Source organism: Nocardioides agariphilus (assembly GCF_015352445.1).
In the GTDB taxonomy this organism is placed as follows: Bacteria; Actinomycetota; Actinomycetes; order Propionibacteriales; family Nocardioidaceae; genus Nocardioides; species Nocardioides agariphilus.
The window spans coordinates 99,369-115,101 of the sequence record NZ_JADKPO010000011.1; the positions used below are offsets into that span (position 1 = coordinate 99,369).

Sequence of the window (15,733 nt, forward strand, 5' to 3'; positions counted from 1 at the left end):
CTGTGCCCGACCTCCCGGACCTCCTCGTCGTCGGCAGCGGGTTCTTCGGCCTCACCGTCGCCGAGCGCTGCGCCAGCGAGCTGGACCTCAAGGTCCTGGTCCTCGACCGGCGCCACCACCTCGGTGGCAACGCCTACTCCGAGAAGGAGCCGACGACCGGCATCGAGGTGCACAAGTACGGCGCGCACCTGTTCCACACCTCCAACCAGAAGGTCTGGGACTACGTCACCCGGTTCACCACCTTCACCGGCTACCAGCACCGCGTCTTCGCGCGCTACCAGGGCCAGGTCTACTCCTTCCCGATGAACCTCGGGCTGATCAACCAGTTCTTCGGCAAGGCCCACACGCCCGAGGAGGCCCGCGAGCTGATCGCCAAGCAGGCCAGCGAGTTCGACACCGAGACCGCGGCCAACCTCGAGGAGAAGGCGATCAGCCTGATCGGCCGGCCGCTCTACGAGGCGTTCGTCAAGGGCTACACCGCCAAGCAGTGGCAGACCGACCCCACCGAGCTGAGCCCCGACATCATCACCCGCCTGCCGGTCCGCTACACCTACGACAACCGCTACTTCAACGACACCTACGAGGGTCTGCCCACCGACGGCTACACCGCGTGGCTGACCCGGATGGCCGACCACCCCAACATCGAGGTGCGCCTCGAGACGGACTTCTTCGACCAGTCGAACGGGGTGGCCGAGCAGTTCAAGGGCAAGGTCCCGATCGTCTACACCGGCCCCATCGACGAGTACTTCGGCAACTCCGAGGGGCGACTGTCGTGGCGCACCGTCGACCTCGAGCAGAGCGTCGTCGACGTCGATGACTTCCAGGGCACCTCCGTGGTCAACGCCAACGACGAGGACCTTCCCTACACCCGGATCCTGGAGTTCAAGCACTTCCACCCCGAGCGCGTGAAGACCCATCTTCCGGGCAAGACCGTGATCGTCCACGAGTACAGCCGCTTTGCCGAGGAGGGCGACGAGCCCTACTACCCGATCAACACCGCCGAGGACCGCGAGAAGCTGCTCAAGTACCGCGAGCTGGCCAAGCTGGAACCGATGGTCCTCTTCGGTGGGCGACTCGGCACCTACAAGTACCTCGACATGCACATGGCCATCGGCTCGGCCCTGTCGATGTACGAGAACAAGCTCAGGCCGCACTTCGCCGACGGTGCCGAGCTCAAGTCCGGGGGAGTGGACGAGTAGATGACGACCACCGCAGAGACCGTCGACCAGGGCGCGCCGACCGTACGCCGGCTGCTCCAGCGCCAGATCCTGCCGATCGACCGCGACACCGACGTGTTCGCGCTCTACGTCGACCCGGAGGAGCCGAAGCTCGACGCGGACCGCTACGACATCGGCGGCAACCGGGCGGCCAAGGACCTCAACAACGCCGCCATCCGCCAGTCGACCTCCACCGGCCGCGCTGTGCACCCCGACCAGATCGAGTCGCGCACGGCCTTCCGGGTCCGACAGGGCAGCAAGATCTCGTTCGGCACCTACTTCAACGGCTTCCCGGCGTCCTACTGGCGGCGCTGGTCGGTGGTCAGCGAGGTCCGGCTGAGCGTCACCGTCGCGGGCAAGGGCGCGAGCGTCACGGTCTACAAGTCGATGGCCAACGGCCGCTCGCAGCGCGTCGACGCCGCCACCGTCGAGGGTGACCGTGCGACGTTCGAGTTCGACCTGACACTCACCCCGTTCGTCGACGGCGGGTGGTACTGGTACGACGTCGTGGCCGGCGACTCCGACGCCGTGGTCGAGAGCGCCGAATGGACCGCCGAGGTGCCCGCCGATCGCGGAGCGGACCAGCACGGCACGGTCGACATCGTCATCACCACCGTCAACAAGCCGGACTTCTGCGCGAAGCTGCTCACCCAGATCGGTGACGACGAGACGCTGCGCCCCTACCTCGACACGGTGTTCGTCTCCGAGCAGGGCACCAAGAAGGTCGCTGACCACGAGCTGTTCCCGGGCGCCCAGAAGGCGCTCGGCGACCTGCTCGTCATCAACGAGCAGGGCAACCTCGGTGGCTCCGGCGGCTATGCGCGCGGCCAGCTCGAGTCGGTCCGCAAGGGCACGGCGACCTACGCGATGATGATGGACGACGACGTCGTCTGCGAGCCCGAGGGCATCGTCCGTGCCATCACCTTCGGCGACCTCGCCCGCCGGCCGACCATCGTCGGCGGCCACATGTTCTCGCTGTTCTCCAGGTCCCGCCTGCACTCGTTCGGTGAGATCGTGCAGCCCTGGAAGTTCTGGTGGCAGACGCCGCTCGACGGCTACTCCGACTGGGACCTCGCCGCGCGCAACATCCGATCGGCGCGATGGCTGCACAAGCGGGTCGACGCCGACTTCAACGGCTGGTTCATGTGCCTGATCCCGCGGGTCGTGCTCGAGCGCGTCGGCCTGTCCCTGCCGATCTTCATCAAGTGGGACGACCTGGAGTACGGCCTGCGCGCCAAGGCGGCCGGCTTCCCGACGGTGGTGTTCCCGGGCGCCGCGGTCTGGCACGTCCCGTGGACCGACAAGAACGACGCGGTCGACTGGCAGGCCTACTTCCACCACCGCAACCGGCTGATCGCCGCACTGCTCCACTCCGACTACCCCTACGGCGGCCGGCTGCTCCGCGAGAGCCTCAACCACCAGATCAAGCACCTGGTCTCGCTCCAATACTCCACCGTCGAGCTGCGCCACAAGGCGATCCAAGACGTGCTCGCCGGCCCCTACGGGCTGCACGAGACGCTGCCGACGGCCCTGGCCGAGGTCAACGCCTTCCGCAAGCAGTGGACGGATGCCCAGCTGCACCAGGACCCGGACGCGTTCCCGCCGATCCGACGTACCAAGCTGCCCCGCAAGGGGAAGGGACCAGGCTCGGAGATCCCCGGCCGGCTCTCGCAGCTGATCACCGCGGGGCTTGCCCCGATCCGGCAGCTGCGGCCGGTGCGCGAGATGTCCAAGCAGTTCCCCGAGGCCGAGCTGACCGCGATGGACGCCAAGTGGTATCGCCTGGCGACCTACGACTCGGCCATCGTCTCGATGAACGACGGCACGTCCGCGGCTCTCTACCGTCGCGATCCCGCTCACTACCGCGAGCTGCTGGGCAAGACTCTCGCCATCCACGCCGAGCTGCGACGCGAGTGGCCGCGCCTGGTCGAGGAGTACCGCGCCGCGCTGGGCGACATCACCTCTCCGGAGGCCTGGGAGAAGACCCTGGCTCCGTGGATGAGCGGCTCCGAGGCGGGCGATGACTGACACCATCAAGTCCGACGGCGCGGCCTGGGATCCCGAGGAGCACGCCCGCAACGCGGCGACGCGCTCGGCCGCCCTGGCCGACGTACCCCTCGCATCACCCGCACCGCGCGGCGGGATCCGCGGGGTGCTCGAGCACCGCTACCTGCTGACCCTGCTGGTCAAGCGCGAGGTGACCGCCCGCTACACCGGGTCGTTCCTCGGCATGGTGTGGTCCTACATCACGCCGCTGACGCAGTTCTTCATGTACATCTTCATCTTCGCGCTGCTGCTCGGACGCGGTAAGGCCATCGAGCACTTCGCCATCCACGTGTTCGCGGCGCTGATGGTGGTGACGCTGTTCACCGAGACCATCCAGGCCGGCACCCGCTCGATCACCCGCAACTCCTCCCTGCTGCAGAAGAGCGCGATGCCGCGCGAGATGTTCCCGGTGGCCTCGCTGCTGGTCTCGATCTACCACCTGTGGCCGGAGTTCGTGATCCTGGCCATCGCGCTCGTCTACACCGGCTGGTCACCCGACCTCACGGCCGTCGCTGCCGGCGTCCTGGGCTACGCCGTGATCATCGTCTTCTCTCTCGCACTGGGCCTGATGCTGAGCGTGAGCCAGGTCTTCCTGCGCGACACCAGCCAGATGGTCAACGTGATCAACAACTTCATCCGGTTCGGCGTGCCGATGATGTACCCCTACAGCCTGGTCGCGTCGCGGTTCCACGGTCACACCGATCTCTACCTGGCCAACCCGATCGCCGACGCGGTGCTCCTGGTGCAGCGGTGCTTCTGGGTGCCGACCACCAGCGACCAGCAGGAGACCATCGCGCTGCACATGCCCGACCACCTGTTCACCCGTGGGCTCATCGCGCTGGCCGCCGCGCTGGTTCTGCTCGTGGTCGCGCAGAAGGTCTTCGCCCGGTTCGAGAACAAGATCCCCGAAAGACTGTGATGTCCGACTCGATCATCGTCGAGAACGTCTCGAAGCGCTTCACCAAGCACTACCACCGCACCCTCAAGCAGGTGACGGTGGCGATGGCGCGTCGTCAGCCGGTGACCAACACCTTCCTGGCGCTCGACGACGTGTCCTTCCGCGTGCAGCAGGGTGAGGCGATCGGCCTGATGGGTCTCAACGGCTCGGGCAAGAGCACCTTGCTCAAGCTCGTGCAGGGCGTGATGCACCCCGACGCGGGCAGCGTGCGCACGCGCGGCCGCATCTCCGGACTCATCGCCACCGGCGCCGGCTTCCATCCCCAGCTGACCGGACGCGAGAACATCTACCTCAACGCCGCGATCCTCGGCATGAGCGAGGCCGAGACCAAGCGCAAGTTCGACGCGATCACCGACTTCGCCGCCCTCGACGACTTCCTCGACTCCCCGGTCGGTCACTACTCCTCGGGCATGTACGCCCGCCTCGGCTTCGCCATCGCCATCCACGTCGACGCCGACATCTTCTTGGCCGACGAGGCCCTGTCGGTGGGCGACAAGCCCTTCAAGGTCAAGTGCATGGCCAAGCTCAAGGAGATCCGCGAGAGCGGCGTGACGATCTTCTACGTCAGCCACGCGGCCGGCTCCGTGCGCCGGATCTGCAACCGGGTCCTCGTGCTCGAGAAGGGCGTGCTCGGCTTCGACGGCGACGTTGACGCCGGCATCAAGTACGTCAAGTACGACGACGACTCCGAGGGCACCGACGACGAGCTCGGTTCGGAGGTCTGAGGTCCGCGACCCGGGCTCCCTGGGGGCACACTGCACGCATGTCGTCGCCGCTGGACCGTGAACCGGACGCTCGCGGCGTCCTGCCCCCGGACATCCACGACTACGTGGCCACGGGCGCAGGCGACGAGGAGACCGTCGCGGCCAACCGGGACGCCTGGGGCCGCTGGTGGCTGCGACCGCGGGTACTCACCGGCGTCTCGGACGTGGACCTGACCACGACCATGCTCGGGACCACGGTCTCGTCCCCTGTGCTCGTCGCGCCGACCGGATACCAGCGACAGGTCCATCGCGAGGGCGAGGTCGGCACCGCTCGCGCGGCCGCCGAGGCCGGCGCCCTGTTCGTGCTGTCGACGCGGGCGTCGTGCCGGCTCGACGACGTAGCTGCGGTCGCCGGCCCGTGGTGGCTGCAGGTCTACGTACTGCGCGACCGCGGCATCACCGAGGAGGTCGTACGCCGATCGGTCGCGGCCGGCGCCAGGGCCCTGGTGCTGACCGGTGACACCCCGGTCGTCAGCACCCGGTCGCGGCGCAGCAGCTTCGACCCTGCTCACGCGGCAACCATGGCCCGCGACCTCACGGATGTGCGCGACGACTCGGCCTACGAGCAGGCACCCGACGTGACCTACGCCGACATCGGCTGGCTGCGCGAGGTCAGCGGTGGCTTGCCGGTCGTGGTCAAGGGCGTGCTGCGTGCGGACGACGCACGAGCATGTGTCGCGGCCGGCGCAGCGGCCGTGTGGGTCTCCAACCACGGCGGCCGCCAGCTCGACGGTGTGGTCCCGACCGCGGTTGCGCTGCCGGAGGTGGCCGATGCCGTGGGGTCCGACGCCGAGGTGTTCGTCGACGGAGGGGTGCGCCACGGCCGCGACGTGGTGCGTGCGCTCGCTCTGGGCGCCAGGGGAGTGGGCCTCGGTCGGGCCGTGCTCTGGGCGCTGGCGGCTGACGGCAGCGCCGGTGTCGCCGACCTGTTGGCGGCGTACGAAGCGAACCTCACCGAGACGATGCAGCTGGTGGGCGCTCGCTCTCCCTCCGGCGTCACGCGCGACCTGGTCACCTGGCGCTGAGCGCCCACCCCAGGCGCGGCGGGGGAGCGGGGCGAGGCAGTCGCAGGGCGGACGGCACCGGCCATCGCCCTCTTGTGACCCTGACGGCTGCCTCATCGTGCGTATCGAGCGGCCAGGAGGGTCACTTGTCAGGAATTCCCCGGTCAGCCGGGTAATCCGCCACGCGCCAGCCCCGATCGTGCTGCAATCTCCTGGACGAATTGCCGGTCACTCGGCGTGTCGACTGGAAATTACACGATTGTAGTTACTCAGAACCTCTACCGGGGCCACTGTGACTCGTGTGAAAGTTGCTACTCGTGTGACCTTCCCCCGCACTTGGAGTAGCCCCTCATGTCCCCTGGTCCGACGCCTTTCCAGGCCCGTTTCGTCACTGCGACCCAGCAGCTGCTGGCGCTCGCGGTCGTGTGCGCGGGGCTGACGCCGGCGCTGGGAGTGGTCAGCCTCGACGTGGTGGCCCAGGAGCCGGGGACGAGCGCGGCGGCCACCGCGAAGGTCTTGCTGTCGGCCTACGGCGAGGAGGCGCAGCAGGCCTCGAGGCTGCCGAGCGGGCCGGTGTCGGCCAAGGTGCGTGAGGTCCAGCTGACGCAGCCGGCCAGCGCCGCCACCACCGGCAGGACCTTCGGGCGCATCGCGCCCCGCACCGCCAACGCCCGCGTCGCGGCGACGCCGGGCAGCACCAGGCTCACCAGCCTGCCGCAGCGGGTCACCGGCTACGGCTCGATCGGCGTCACCTGGGCGCATGGCGTCACGGTGCCCGACACCGACCTCTCCTTCCAGGTCCGCACCCGCACCGACGGTGCGTGGTCGAGCTGGACCACGCTGGACTACCACGACGACCACGGCCCCGATCCCGACAGTGCGGAGGGGCGGCACGCGCGGCCCGGCACCGAGCCGCTGCTGGTGGGCAACGTCGACGACGTGCAGGTGCGCGCCGACACCACGACGATCCTCCCGGCCGACATGCAGCTCGCGGTGATCGCTCCCGGCAAGCCGGCCAGCACGGTGACCGCGCGCGCGGCGATCGACACCAGCACCATGGACGGCAACCACGGCGCGCACTCGGCCTACGACGCGGCGGCTCTCGGCGCTGCCGAGCAGGAGGCCGGCAACGGCGACCTCGCCCTGGCTGCCGCGACCTACACCCCGAAGCCGGTGATCTACTCGCGGGCGCAGTGGGGCGCCAACGAGAACATGCGCGAGAAGAGCGCGCTGCACTACTACGAGGTGCACGCCGGCTTCGTGCACCACACGGTCAACGCCAACGACTACACGCCGTCCGAGGTGCCGGGGATCCTGCGCAGCATCTACGCGTACCACACGCAGAGCCGCGGCTGGAGCGACATCGGCTACAACTTCCTGGTCGACCGCTTCGGCCGGATCTGGGAGGGCCGGTACGGCGGCGTCGACCGCCCCGTCGTCGGCGCCCACACGCTCAACTACAACGAGAACTCCTTCGCGATGTCCGCGATCGGCAACTTCGAGCTGGTGCGTCCGTCCGCGGCCATGCTGCAGGCCTACGGCGTGCTGTTCGCGTGGAAGCTCAGCCTGCACGGCGTGGACGCCTCGTCGACCAAGCAGTGGGTGGGCTCGAAGTACTTCCAGGCGATCAACGGTCACCGCGATGCGGCCGCGACTGCCTGCCCCGGCAAGTACCTCTACGCCAAGATCCCGTTGATCCGTGAGTACGCCGCCGCGGCGCAGCAGGGTTGGGCGGGCCGCGAGCTGGAGTCGAGCATCGCCGGTTCGCCGTACCCCGACCTGCTGGTGCGCAGGGCCTCCGACAAGCAGGTGTACGTCGTGCCCACCGGTGGCATGACCCGCTTCTCGGCCCCGATCGCGATCGGCGGCAACTGGTCCGGCAGCGACATGACCATGCTGGTGCCCGACGTGACGGGCGACGGCAAGGCGGACCTCCTGGCCCGATCCGCCGCCGACGGCTCCACCCAGGTGCGGCCGGGCAACGGCCAGGGCGGGTTCGGGCAGCCGGCCGCCACCTTCACCAGCCTCGCCGGCCGTGACCTCGTCGCGGCAGTCGGTGACCTCAACGGCGACGGGCACGCGGACCTCGTCGCCCGTGATCCCGGTTCCGGCCGCCTCGATGCCTATCTGGGCAATGGCCGGGCCGGGTTCACGGTCAAGCGCACCGACGGCGACTGGAGCAAGTACGACCTCATCTCGGGTCCTGGCGACGTCGACGGCGACGGTCACGACGACCTCGTGGCCCGCGGAATCGGTGGCGCGTTCTACCTGCTGCCAGGTCTGGGCGGCATCAGGTTCGGCGACGCTCAGCAGATCCGCGGCAGCTGGCGGCTCTACGACACCATCACCGGCCATGGCGACTTCACCGGCGACGGCAGGCCCGACCTCCTGGTGCGCCCGGCCGGCTCGTCCCAGCTCTACGTCCGGCCCAACCGCGGTCACCTCCGGTTCGGCCACCCGCTGGGCCCGGTCAACGGCCCGGCGGGAGCCACGGGAATCAGCGCCGGCGCCTCGGCCTACGGCAGCGCCGCACCCGACCTGCTCGCCCGTAGCGGCGACTCGCTGGTGCTGCTACGCAACGCCGGCACGACCGAGACCGGCGCGATGATCCCGACCGGTGTCTTCCTGCCGACCGCGGTGGCGATGCTCAACGCGGGTGACTGGGACCGTGACGGGTACGCGGACATGATCGTGCGCAACGCGGGCTCGGGAACTCTGTGGCTTTACCGCGGCAACGGCAAGGGCGGCTTCGCGGCGCCGCTGCAGCTGGCCACCGGCTTTGCGGGAGTCCGCCTGCTGGCGGCGGTCGGCGACATGACCGGCGACGGCTACCCGGACCTGACCGGTCAGCCGAGGAACAGCGCGATGCGGATCTACCCGGGCAACGGCACCAGCGGCCTGAAGGCGTCCTACGTCGCCTACGGCGCGATCTCGGCCACCAGCCAGGTGCCCGTGGGGCGGTGGGACTCCGACGGTGCGCCCGACAGCCTGTTCCGGTCGGGCGGCAGGCTGACCTTCTACGCCGGCAACGGACCTGGAGGGTTCACCGGCGCGAAGGCTCTCAGGACCGGGGTGACGAAGTACGACTGGATGGTGGGCGTCGCCGACATGGGGGTCAACGGTCACAGCGGTGTCGTCGTACGTGAGACCGAGACCGGCTACCTCTGGCTGCTGACCGCGACCACCAGGGGCTTCTCGAAGCGGATCTTCCTGGCGCAGGGGTTCAAGGCCTATGACCTGGCAGGGTGACCCGCTCGACCTCGGCGATCCGGGCCAGATCCTCCGGGGCGCCTGACCCCGCGACGAGCACGAGAGAGCCGCCACCCCCCAGCGGCTCGGTGAAGGCGGCCAGACCGGACGGGGAAGCCGGGTTGGCCGTCGAGAGGACCCGGCCGCCGCCGGGGTGAGAGGTCCCGGCGGCGGCCAGGCCCCACAGCTGTGTCTGCGACAGCTCGCGGCCCTCCCAGTCGACCGCCGCGTCACCGGGTCCTGGCGGGTCCCATGCCACGAAGCTGTCGGGCTGGCCCCAGACCTCGAGGCCCACGTCGTGCACGCCGGCAGGCAGGGGCTCGGCGAAGCGCACGCCCAGCGGGAGTAGCGAGCAGGCGAGCACGGGCCGCCGATCGGCGTACGGCGCCCAGTGCTCGAGCGCTGCCGGCCCACACACCACGGCGTCGGGCTCGTCGTCGTCGGTCACCACCAGCCCGACCATCCAGGCGGCGCCGAGGAAGACCGGACCGAGCCAGTGGGTCGGCAGGTCGACTCGCAGGCGCTGCCCGCGCTCGAGGCCGTGCTCCTCGGACATGAGGGAGGCCGTCTTGGCCACCCAGTTGGCGTACGTCGTGACCGAGAGCTCCACTCGTTCGCCCGTGCCGAGGTCGTAGTAGGTGACCAGGGGGCGGCCGGGTCCACTCCCGGGGTCATCCCGGATACGACGGGTCAGCACGTCGGTGAAGGTGGTCACCGGGGCAGGCTAGACCGCCGATCCCGTCCGGTCGGCGGTGCGGGCTAGCATCCCCGGCACGGGTGAGGTGAAGCGAGAGGGCAGGTTGATGCTGACGTGGGCGAGGGCCACGGCCACGGTGATCCTGGTGGCCGCGTCGCTGGCGGGGCTGGCGGGATGCGCAGGCTCCTCGAGCAGTGACGCCACCGACAGGCTCACCGACCCGGCCAGCTCCAGCAGTCCGACCCCGACGCAGTCCACCCCGGTCGACCCGTCGGGCGACCCATCGGACACCGCCGAGGGCTGCCCCTACCTGACCAACGACCAGGTGTCCGCAGCGGTCGGGATGCCCACCTCCGAGACGGCCGGCTCGGTCCACGCCTGCTTCTTCGACCCGGTCGGCGGTGTCGGCCCGACCGTGATGGTGAGCCGGGTCGACGTCCAGATCGACCCGGTCGACTACGCCGCCCAGACCAAGGCGCTGTGCCTGGGAGAGGTGACCGACCTCGATCTGGGGGATGAGTCCTTCGCGTGCGTGATGGGGTTGGGGCCGCAGGGCCAGCTCTACGTCGGCAAGGTGCTGATCACGGTCAACGTCGAGGACGCCGTCGACGACGACACCGGCATCTCGATGGCCGCAGCCATGCTGCGTGAGGTGACGGTCCCGCCCACGACCTAGCTCTGCGATGCGGCGCCCAGGGCCACCACAGCGCACCACTCGGACGCGCGCCCGGTGACATCAGGTGCATCAGCGGCGGCCAAGGTCAGCGAGCAGGTCAACCAGGCATCGCCGAAGAGTCCTCCGATGCGCACCTCCTGCTGGCCCTTCGCGGGCTGCCACGAGCACGAGGTGGAGGGCTCCCCGAACGCGGGCACCTTCGTGGCCTCCCGGCACGTCGACCTGCTCAACGCCTGCACGATCGCCTCGGCCCGCTGCGGCGTCACCGGTGGGGCGAACACCCACGCCTGCGCCGTGTTGTCGCCGGCGCTCCACCGGCAGCCGAACTCGTGGACCACGTCGGCGACATCGGCGCTGATCCTGACCCGCTGCCCGCTGCGGTGGGCAGCGGCATCCGTCGGCTCCGCGCCCAGCGCACGCGTGATCGCAGCGGGGGCGATCCGGTCGCAGAACGGCGTCCGTGGCACCACGAGCGACGTCGTGTCGACCTCCTCGAGAGGCGTGGCGGTCTCGGTCGCCTGCGAGCCTGCCGAGGTCGGACGCGGTGCCGAGGAGTCGGAGCCGGAGCAGCCGCTGAGCACGATCACCGCCGACACGAGCAGCCCCAGGAGCCTTCCGAAGGTGACTCGGGACACACCGATCACCGCCGGGACCGTCGTACGCGCGACATGCAGGGCAGCCTAGAGTCCGAGGTTTCCAGAACCTCTGCCCCTCTCGTCTAACCTCGATCCGGTGATCCGCTTCGAGAAGGTCTCCAAGACCTACCCCGGCCAGGGCCACTCTGCCCTCGACAACGTCTCCATCGACGTCGAGAAGGGCGAGTTCGTGTTCTTGGTCGGTGCTTCAGGCTCGGGCAAGTCCACGGCTTTGCGACTGGTGCTGCGCGAGGCACGGCCCACCGAGGGACGGGTCTACGTCGCGGGCAAGGAGATCAACCGCCTGGCCGGCTGGAAGGTGCCGCGGCTGCGTCGCCAGATCGGCACGGTGTTCCAGGACTTCCGGCTGCTGCCCAACAAGACCGTCACCGAGAACGTCGCGTTCGCCCTGCAGGTGATCGGCAAGTCGCGCTCGGAGATCGTCAAGGTCGTGCCCGAGACCCTCGAGCTGGTGGGACTGGAGGGCAAGGGGGAGCGGATGCCCGACGAGCTCTCCGGGGGCGAGCAGCAGCGCGTGGCGATCGCGCGCGCCTTCGTCAACCGGCCGATGATCCTGATCGCCGACGAGCCCACGGGCAACCTCGACCCCGCCACGTCCGTGGGGATCATGAAGCTGCTCGACCGCATCAACCGCACGGGGACCACGGTGGTGATGGCCACCCACGACCACGGCGTGGTCGACCAGATGCGCAAGCGGGTGGTGGAGCTGTCCGCCGGGCAGGTCGTGCGCGACCAGGCCCAGGGCGGGTACGGCTTCTCCCACTGACCGACCAGCACCACCCTGCGAGAGAGAGACCCCTGTGCGTTACACCTTCACCGAGCTCGGCCAGGGCCTGCGCCGCAACATCTCGATGCACCTGGCCGTCGTTCTCACCCTGTTCGTCTCGCTGACCCTGGTCGGCATGGGCGTGCTGCTCAACCAGCAGGCCACCAAGGCGGCCGACCACTGGGGCAGCGAGCTGCAGATCACCGTCTGGCTCTGCAAGGACCGCGACCAGAACGCCGCCTGCGTCGGCGAGGTCACCGACGCCCAGAAGCAGGCCATCACCGATGTCGTCGAGGAGAACCCCGAGGTGGCGGGCTACCACTTCGAGAGCAAGCAGGAGGCCTTCGACAAGCTGAAGGAGACCTACGCGCCCGGCAAGTTCGACGGACCCAACTCCGTGATCACCGCCGACGACATGCCTGAGTCGTTGTGGATCCAGCTCAAGGACCCCGAGAAGTACGAGGGCATCACCAGTGCCGTCATCGGTCTCGACGGCGTCTCCGGCATCCGTGACATGCGAGACACGCTGGCGCCCATCTACGGCGCCATCAACGCCTTGCAGTGGGGTGCCCTCGGAACCGCGTTGTTCCTCGTCGTAGCAGCCCTCCTGCTCGTGGCCAACACCATCCGGCTGGCGGCCTTCGCGCGGCGTCGCGAGATCGGCATCATGCGGCTGGTCGGCGCCTCGACGATCTACATCACCTTGCCGTTCCTGCTGGAGGCCCTCGTCACCGCAGTCCTCGGCGTGGCGCTCGCGGCGGGAGCGCTGGCGGCCTTCGAGAAGTTCGGCATCCAGGACCGGATCCAGGGCGAGCTGACGTTCGTGCCGTGGATCGGCTGGCCGGAGGTCCAGTACGCCGCGGTCGCGATCGCCATCCTCGGTCCACTGCTGACTTTGGTCCCGACACTCGTGTTGACGCGCAAATACCTCAAAGTGTGATCCCGCTCGGTTAGCGTCGTCGGTGTTCACTTCCCCGAACACCCAAAGGCGAACAGGTGCGTTCCTTCCCCCGCATCGGTTGTCGGCGGGCGTCTGCGGCACTTGTGGTGCTGGCGCTCGGCGTCGGACTGTTGAGCGTCCTCACCGGACCCCAGGCCACGGCTGGCGAGCTTCACGACCGCAAACAGGCGGTCCAGAAGCAGATCGAGAAGGCCAACCACGAGTTCGACGAGTCGAGCGCGCGGCTGCGCCGGGCCACGCAGGCCCTCTCCCACGCACGCGAGCAGCTCACGCAGGCGCGAGCCGAGCTGGGCGACGTACGTGCCCGTCTCGCGCTCGCCCGCCAGCGAGACGAGGAGATGAAGGCGGCGCTCGCCGAAGCCGAGGCCAGGCTCGACCAGGCCCGCACCGACGTCGCCAACGGCAAGCAGGCCTTGCAGGACCAGCGTGACCTGGTGGTCGACACGATCACCTCGATCTACCAGCAAGGTGACCCGAGCCTGATGGCGTTCACCTCGATCCTCAACGCCCAGACCCCCGCCGACCTCACCCGGCAGCAGGAGGCCAACAGTTCGTTGGTGGACCGGCAGGACAACGCCTACGACGACCTGCGCGCCGCCGAGGTGCTCCTCAAGGTCCACGAGGACGAGGTCGCCGACGCAACCGCCGAGGTCGCCGAGAAGCGGCAGGAGGCCGCCGAGCACCTCGTCGAGATGGAGCAGCTCACCGACGAGGCCCTGTCGGCCAAGCAGCGCGTGCAGGCCATGGTCGGCCAGCGCAAGGACGCCGAGTCCGCGGCCTTCCGGGCCAGGCAGAAGGACCGCAAGGCGCTGGCCGCACTGAAGAGGCAAGAGGACCGGATCGACAAGCTGATCCAGGAGGCCATCCGCAAGGCCCGCGCCAAGGCCGCGGCAAACGCCAAGAAGCACGGACGCCCCGTCGACACCAACGGTCTGCTGATGCATCCCGTCAACGGCCCGGTCACCTCGCCGTTCGGCTACCGCATCCACCCGATCTACCACTACTGGGGCCTGCACGACGGCGTCGACTTCGGTGCCGGCTGCGGTGCGAACCTCTATGCCTCCCACGGCGGCAAGGTGCTCAGCGAGTACTACTCCTCGGTCTGGGGCAACCGTCTCTACCTCAACGTCGGCATGATCAACGGCAAGTTCATCACCTTGATCTACAACCACCTCTCGCGCTACCGCGTCGGCGTCGGCACGACGGTGAGTCGCGGCGAGGTGGTCGGGTACGTCGGCACGACCGGCTGGTCCACCGGCTGCCACCTCCACTTCACGGTCATGGAGAACGGCAAGCCCGTCGACCCGCAGAAGTACTTCTAGACCTCCTCGACCAGCGGTTGGCTGCGTTTGGGAGGATGCTCGGGTGCCACGGGAAAAGGGTCAGAAGGTCGTCGCGTCGAACCGTCGCGCGCGCCACGACTACCATCTCGAGGACACCTACGAGGCGGGGCTGGTGCTGGTCGGCACCGAGGTGAAGTCGCTGCGGCAAGGACGAGCCTCCCTGGTCGACGGGTTCGTCGACATCGAGGATCACGAGGCCTGGCTGCACGGCGTGCACATCCCGGAGTACACCCAAGGCACCTGGACCAACCACTCCGCGCGTCGCAAGCGCAAGCTGCTGCTCAACCGCGACGAGCTGGAGAAGATCGAGCGCAAGGTCAACGAGAAGGGCTTCACGATCGTGCCCGTCTCCTTGTACTTCAAGGACGGCCGGGCCAAGGTCGAGATCGCGCTCGCCAAGGGCAAGAAGACCTGGGACAAGCGCCACGCGCTGGCCGAGCGCCAGGCCGACCGCGAGAAGGAGCAGGCGCTCGGTCGCCGGCTCAAGGGCATGGATTGATCGACGAGCCCGTCGAGGCCACCCGGGCCTTCTGGCACCGGCTCGGGCTCCCGGGTCTGGTCGACGTGCACGTGCACTTCCTGCCCGACAACATCCAGCGCGCCGTCTGGGCGCAGTTCGACCTGGCCGGCCCGGCGATCGGGCGGGAGTGGCCGATCCGCTACCGCGGCAGTGTCGAGGAGCGCGTCGCGTTGCTGCGCGACCTCGGCGTGCGCCGGTTCTCGGCGCTGCCCTACGCGCACAAGCCGGGCGTGGCGAGGTACCTCAACGACTGGGCGGCCCGGTTCGCCCACGACGTCCCCGAGTCGATCTGGTCGGCGACCTTCTATCCCGAGCCCGACGCCGCGACCTACGTCGGCGAGCTGGTCGCGGCTGGCGTCGAGGTGTTCAAGGTCCATGTGCAGGTCGGTGATTTCCGCCTCGACGACCCGCTGCTCGACGACGTGTGGGCGGTGCTCGAGCACAGCGGCACGCCGATCGTGGTGCATGCCGGCTCCGGTCCGGTGCCCAACGAGTTCACCGGGCCGGGCTCGCTGGCCCGGGTGCTGCGTCGCTGGCCGCGGTTGTGCCTGGTGGTCGCGCACCTGGGCGCCCCGGAGTACGCCGAGTTCCTGACGCTCGCCGAGACCTACGAGCACGTCCATCTCGACACCACGATGGTGTTCACCGACTTCTTCGAGCAGATGTCGCTCTATCCCAGGGAGCTGTTGCCGCGGTTGGTGGACCTGCAGGACAAGGTGCTGCTCGGCACCGACTTCCCCTCGATCCCCTACGCCTACGTGCACCAGCTGGAGTCGCTGGAGCGGCTGGGCCTGGGGGAATCCTGGCTTCGTGCGGTGTGTTGGGACAACGGTGTTCGTCTCTTCGGTTCGTCGGCTCGCCGCCTAGCCCCTTAGA

14 protein-coding genes are annotated in these 15,733 nt (G+C 69.0%); 12 read left to right on the forward strand and 2 right to left on the reverse strand.

Features of this window, described 5'->3' with window-relative positions; all coding sequences use genetic code 11:
• Positions 1-2: 2 nt before the first annotated feature.
• The 6 genes from glf (at position 3) to ISU10_RS10100 (ending at position 9,238) form a co-directional block, all read left to right on the forward strand.
• On the forward strand, positions 3-1,199 hold the full coding sequence (glf, locus tag ISU10_RS10075) for a UDP-galactopyranose mutase (protein ID WP_442417789.1): 1,197 nt from the start codon (positions 3-5) through the stop codon (positions 1,197-1,199).
• Positions 1,200-3,245 (forward strand): glycosyltransferase, encoded by a 2,046-nt coding sequence (locus ISU10_RS10080; protein ID WP_194696267.1) that lies wholly within the window; start codon positions 1,200-1,202, stop codon positions 3,243-3,245.
• Positions 3,238-4,182: an ABC transporter permease gene (locus tag ISU10_RS10085; RefSeq protein ID WP_194696268.1), complete on the forward strand. Its 945-nt coding sequence runs from the start codon at positions 3,238-3,240 to the stop codon at positions 4,180-4,182. The genes ISU10_RS10080 and ISU10_RS10085 overlap by 8 nt, the downstream gene beginning before the upstream one ends.
• Positions 4,182-4,946, forward strand: a complete 765-nt coding sequence (locus ISU10_RS10090) for an ABC transporter ATP-binding protein (protein ID WP_194696269.1) — start codon at positions 4,182-4,184, stop codon at positions 4,944-4,946. Before ISU10_RS10085 ends, ISU10_RS10090 begins: the two co-directional genes overlap by 1 nt.
• A gap of 38 nt (positions 4,947-4,984) precedes the next feature.
• Entirely contained in the window at positions 4,985-6,010 is a 1,026-nt protein-coding gene (locus tag ISU10_RS10095; RefSeq protein WP_194696270.1) for an alpha-hydroxy acid oxidase, read from the forward strand.
• Positions 6,011-6,340: 330 nt separating this feature from the next.
• Entirely contained in the window at positions 6,341-9,238 is a 2,898-nt protein-coding gene (locus ISU10_RS10100; RefSeq protein WP_194696271.1) for an FG-GAP-like repeat-containing protein, read from the forward strand.
• Here ISU10_RS10100 and ISU10_RS10105 read toward each other — a convergent pair.
• Entirely contained in the window at positions 9,213-9,953 is a 741-nt protein-coding gene (locus tag ISU10_RS10105; RefSeq protein ID WP_194696272.1) for a TIGR03089 family protein, read from the reverse strand. The two genes, ISU10_RS10100 and ISU10_RS10105, sit on opposite strands and share 26 nt — an antisense overlap.
• 88 nt (positions 9,954-10,041) lie before the next feature.
• Between ISU10_RS10105 and ISU10_RS10110 the strand changes: the two genes are divergently transcribed.
• Positions 10,042-10,611 (forward strand): hypothetical protein, encoded by a 570-nt coding sequence (locus tag ISU10_RS10110; RefSeq protein ID WP_194696273.1) that lies wholly within the window; start codon positions 10,042-10,044, stop codon positions 10,609-10,611.
• Here ISU10_RS10110 and ISU10_RS10115 read toward each other — a convergent pair.
• Complete coding sequence (locus tag ISU10_RS10115; RefSeq protein ID WP_194696274.1) at positions 10,608-11,255, reverse strand: hypothetical protein; 648 nt, start codon at positions 11,253-11,255, stop codon at positions 10,608-10,610. The genes ISU10_RS10110 and ISU10_RS10115 overlap by 4 nt on opposite strands.
• An 88-nt stretch (positions 11,256-11,343) precedes the next feature.
• Between ISU10_RS10115 and ftsE the strand changes: the two genes are divergently transcribed.
• The 5 genes from ftsE to ISU10_RS10140 are packed head-to-tail and all read left to right on the forward strand — an operon-like array spanning position 11,344 to position 15,732.
• Positions 11,344-12,033 (forward strand): cell division ATP-binding protein FtsE, encoded by a 690-nt coding sequence (ftsE, locus tag ISU10_RS10120; protein ID WP_194696275.1) that lies wholly within the window; start codon positions 11,344-11,346, stop codon positions 12,031-12,033.
• Between the two features lie 34 nt (positions 12,034-12,067).
• Positions 12,068-12,973, forward strand: a complete 906-nt coding sequence (ftsX, locus tag ISU10_RS10125; protein WP_370865089.1) for a permease-like cell division protein FtsX — start codon at positions 12,068-12,070, stop codon at positions 12,971-12,973.
• Between the two features lie 56 nt (positions 12,974-13,029).
• Complete coding sequence (locus ISU10_RS24100) at positions 13,030-14,316, forward strand: murein hydrolase activator EnvC family protein (RefSeq protein WP_194696276.1); 1,287 nt, start codon at positions 13,030-13,032, stop codon at positions 14,314-14,316.
• Between the two features lie 43 nt (positions 14,317-14,359).
• The gene (smpB, locus tag ISU10_RS10135) at positions 14,360-14,836 is read left to right on the forward strand and encodes an SsrA-binding protein SmpB (protein ID WP_194696277.1); all 477 of its coding nucleotides are present in this window, start codon (positions 14,360-14,362) and stop codon (positions 14,834-14,836) included.
• Positions 14,833-15,732, forward strand: coding sequence for an amidohydrolase family protein (locus ISU10_RS10140; RefSeq protein ID WP_228500371.1), 900 nt, complete (start codon positions 14,833-14,835; stop codon positions 15,730-15,732). Before smpB ends, ISU10_RS10140 begins: the two co-directional genes overlap by 4 nt.
• The last annotated feature ends 1 nt before the right edge of the window (position 15,733 follow it).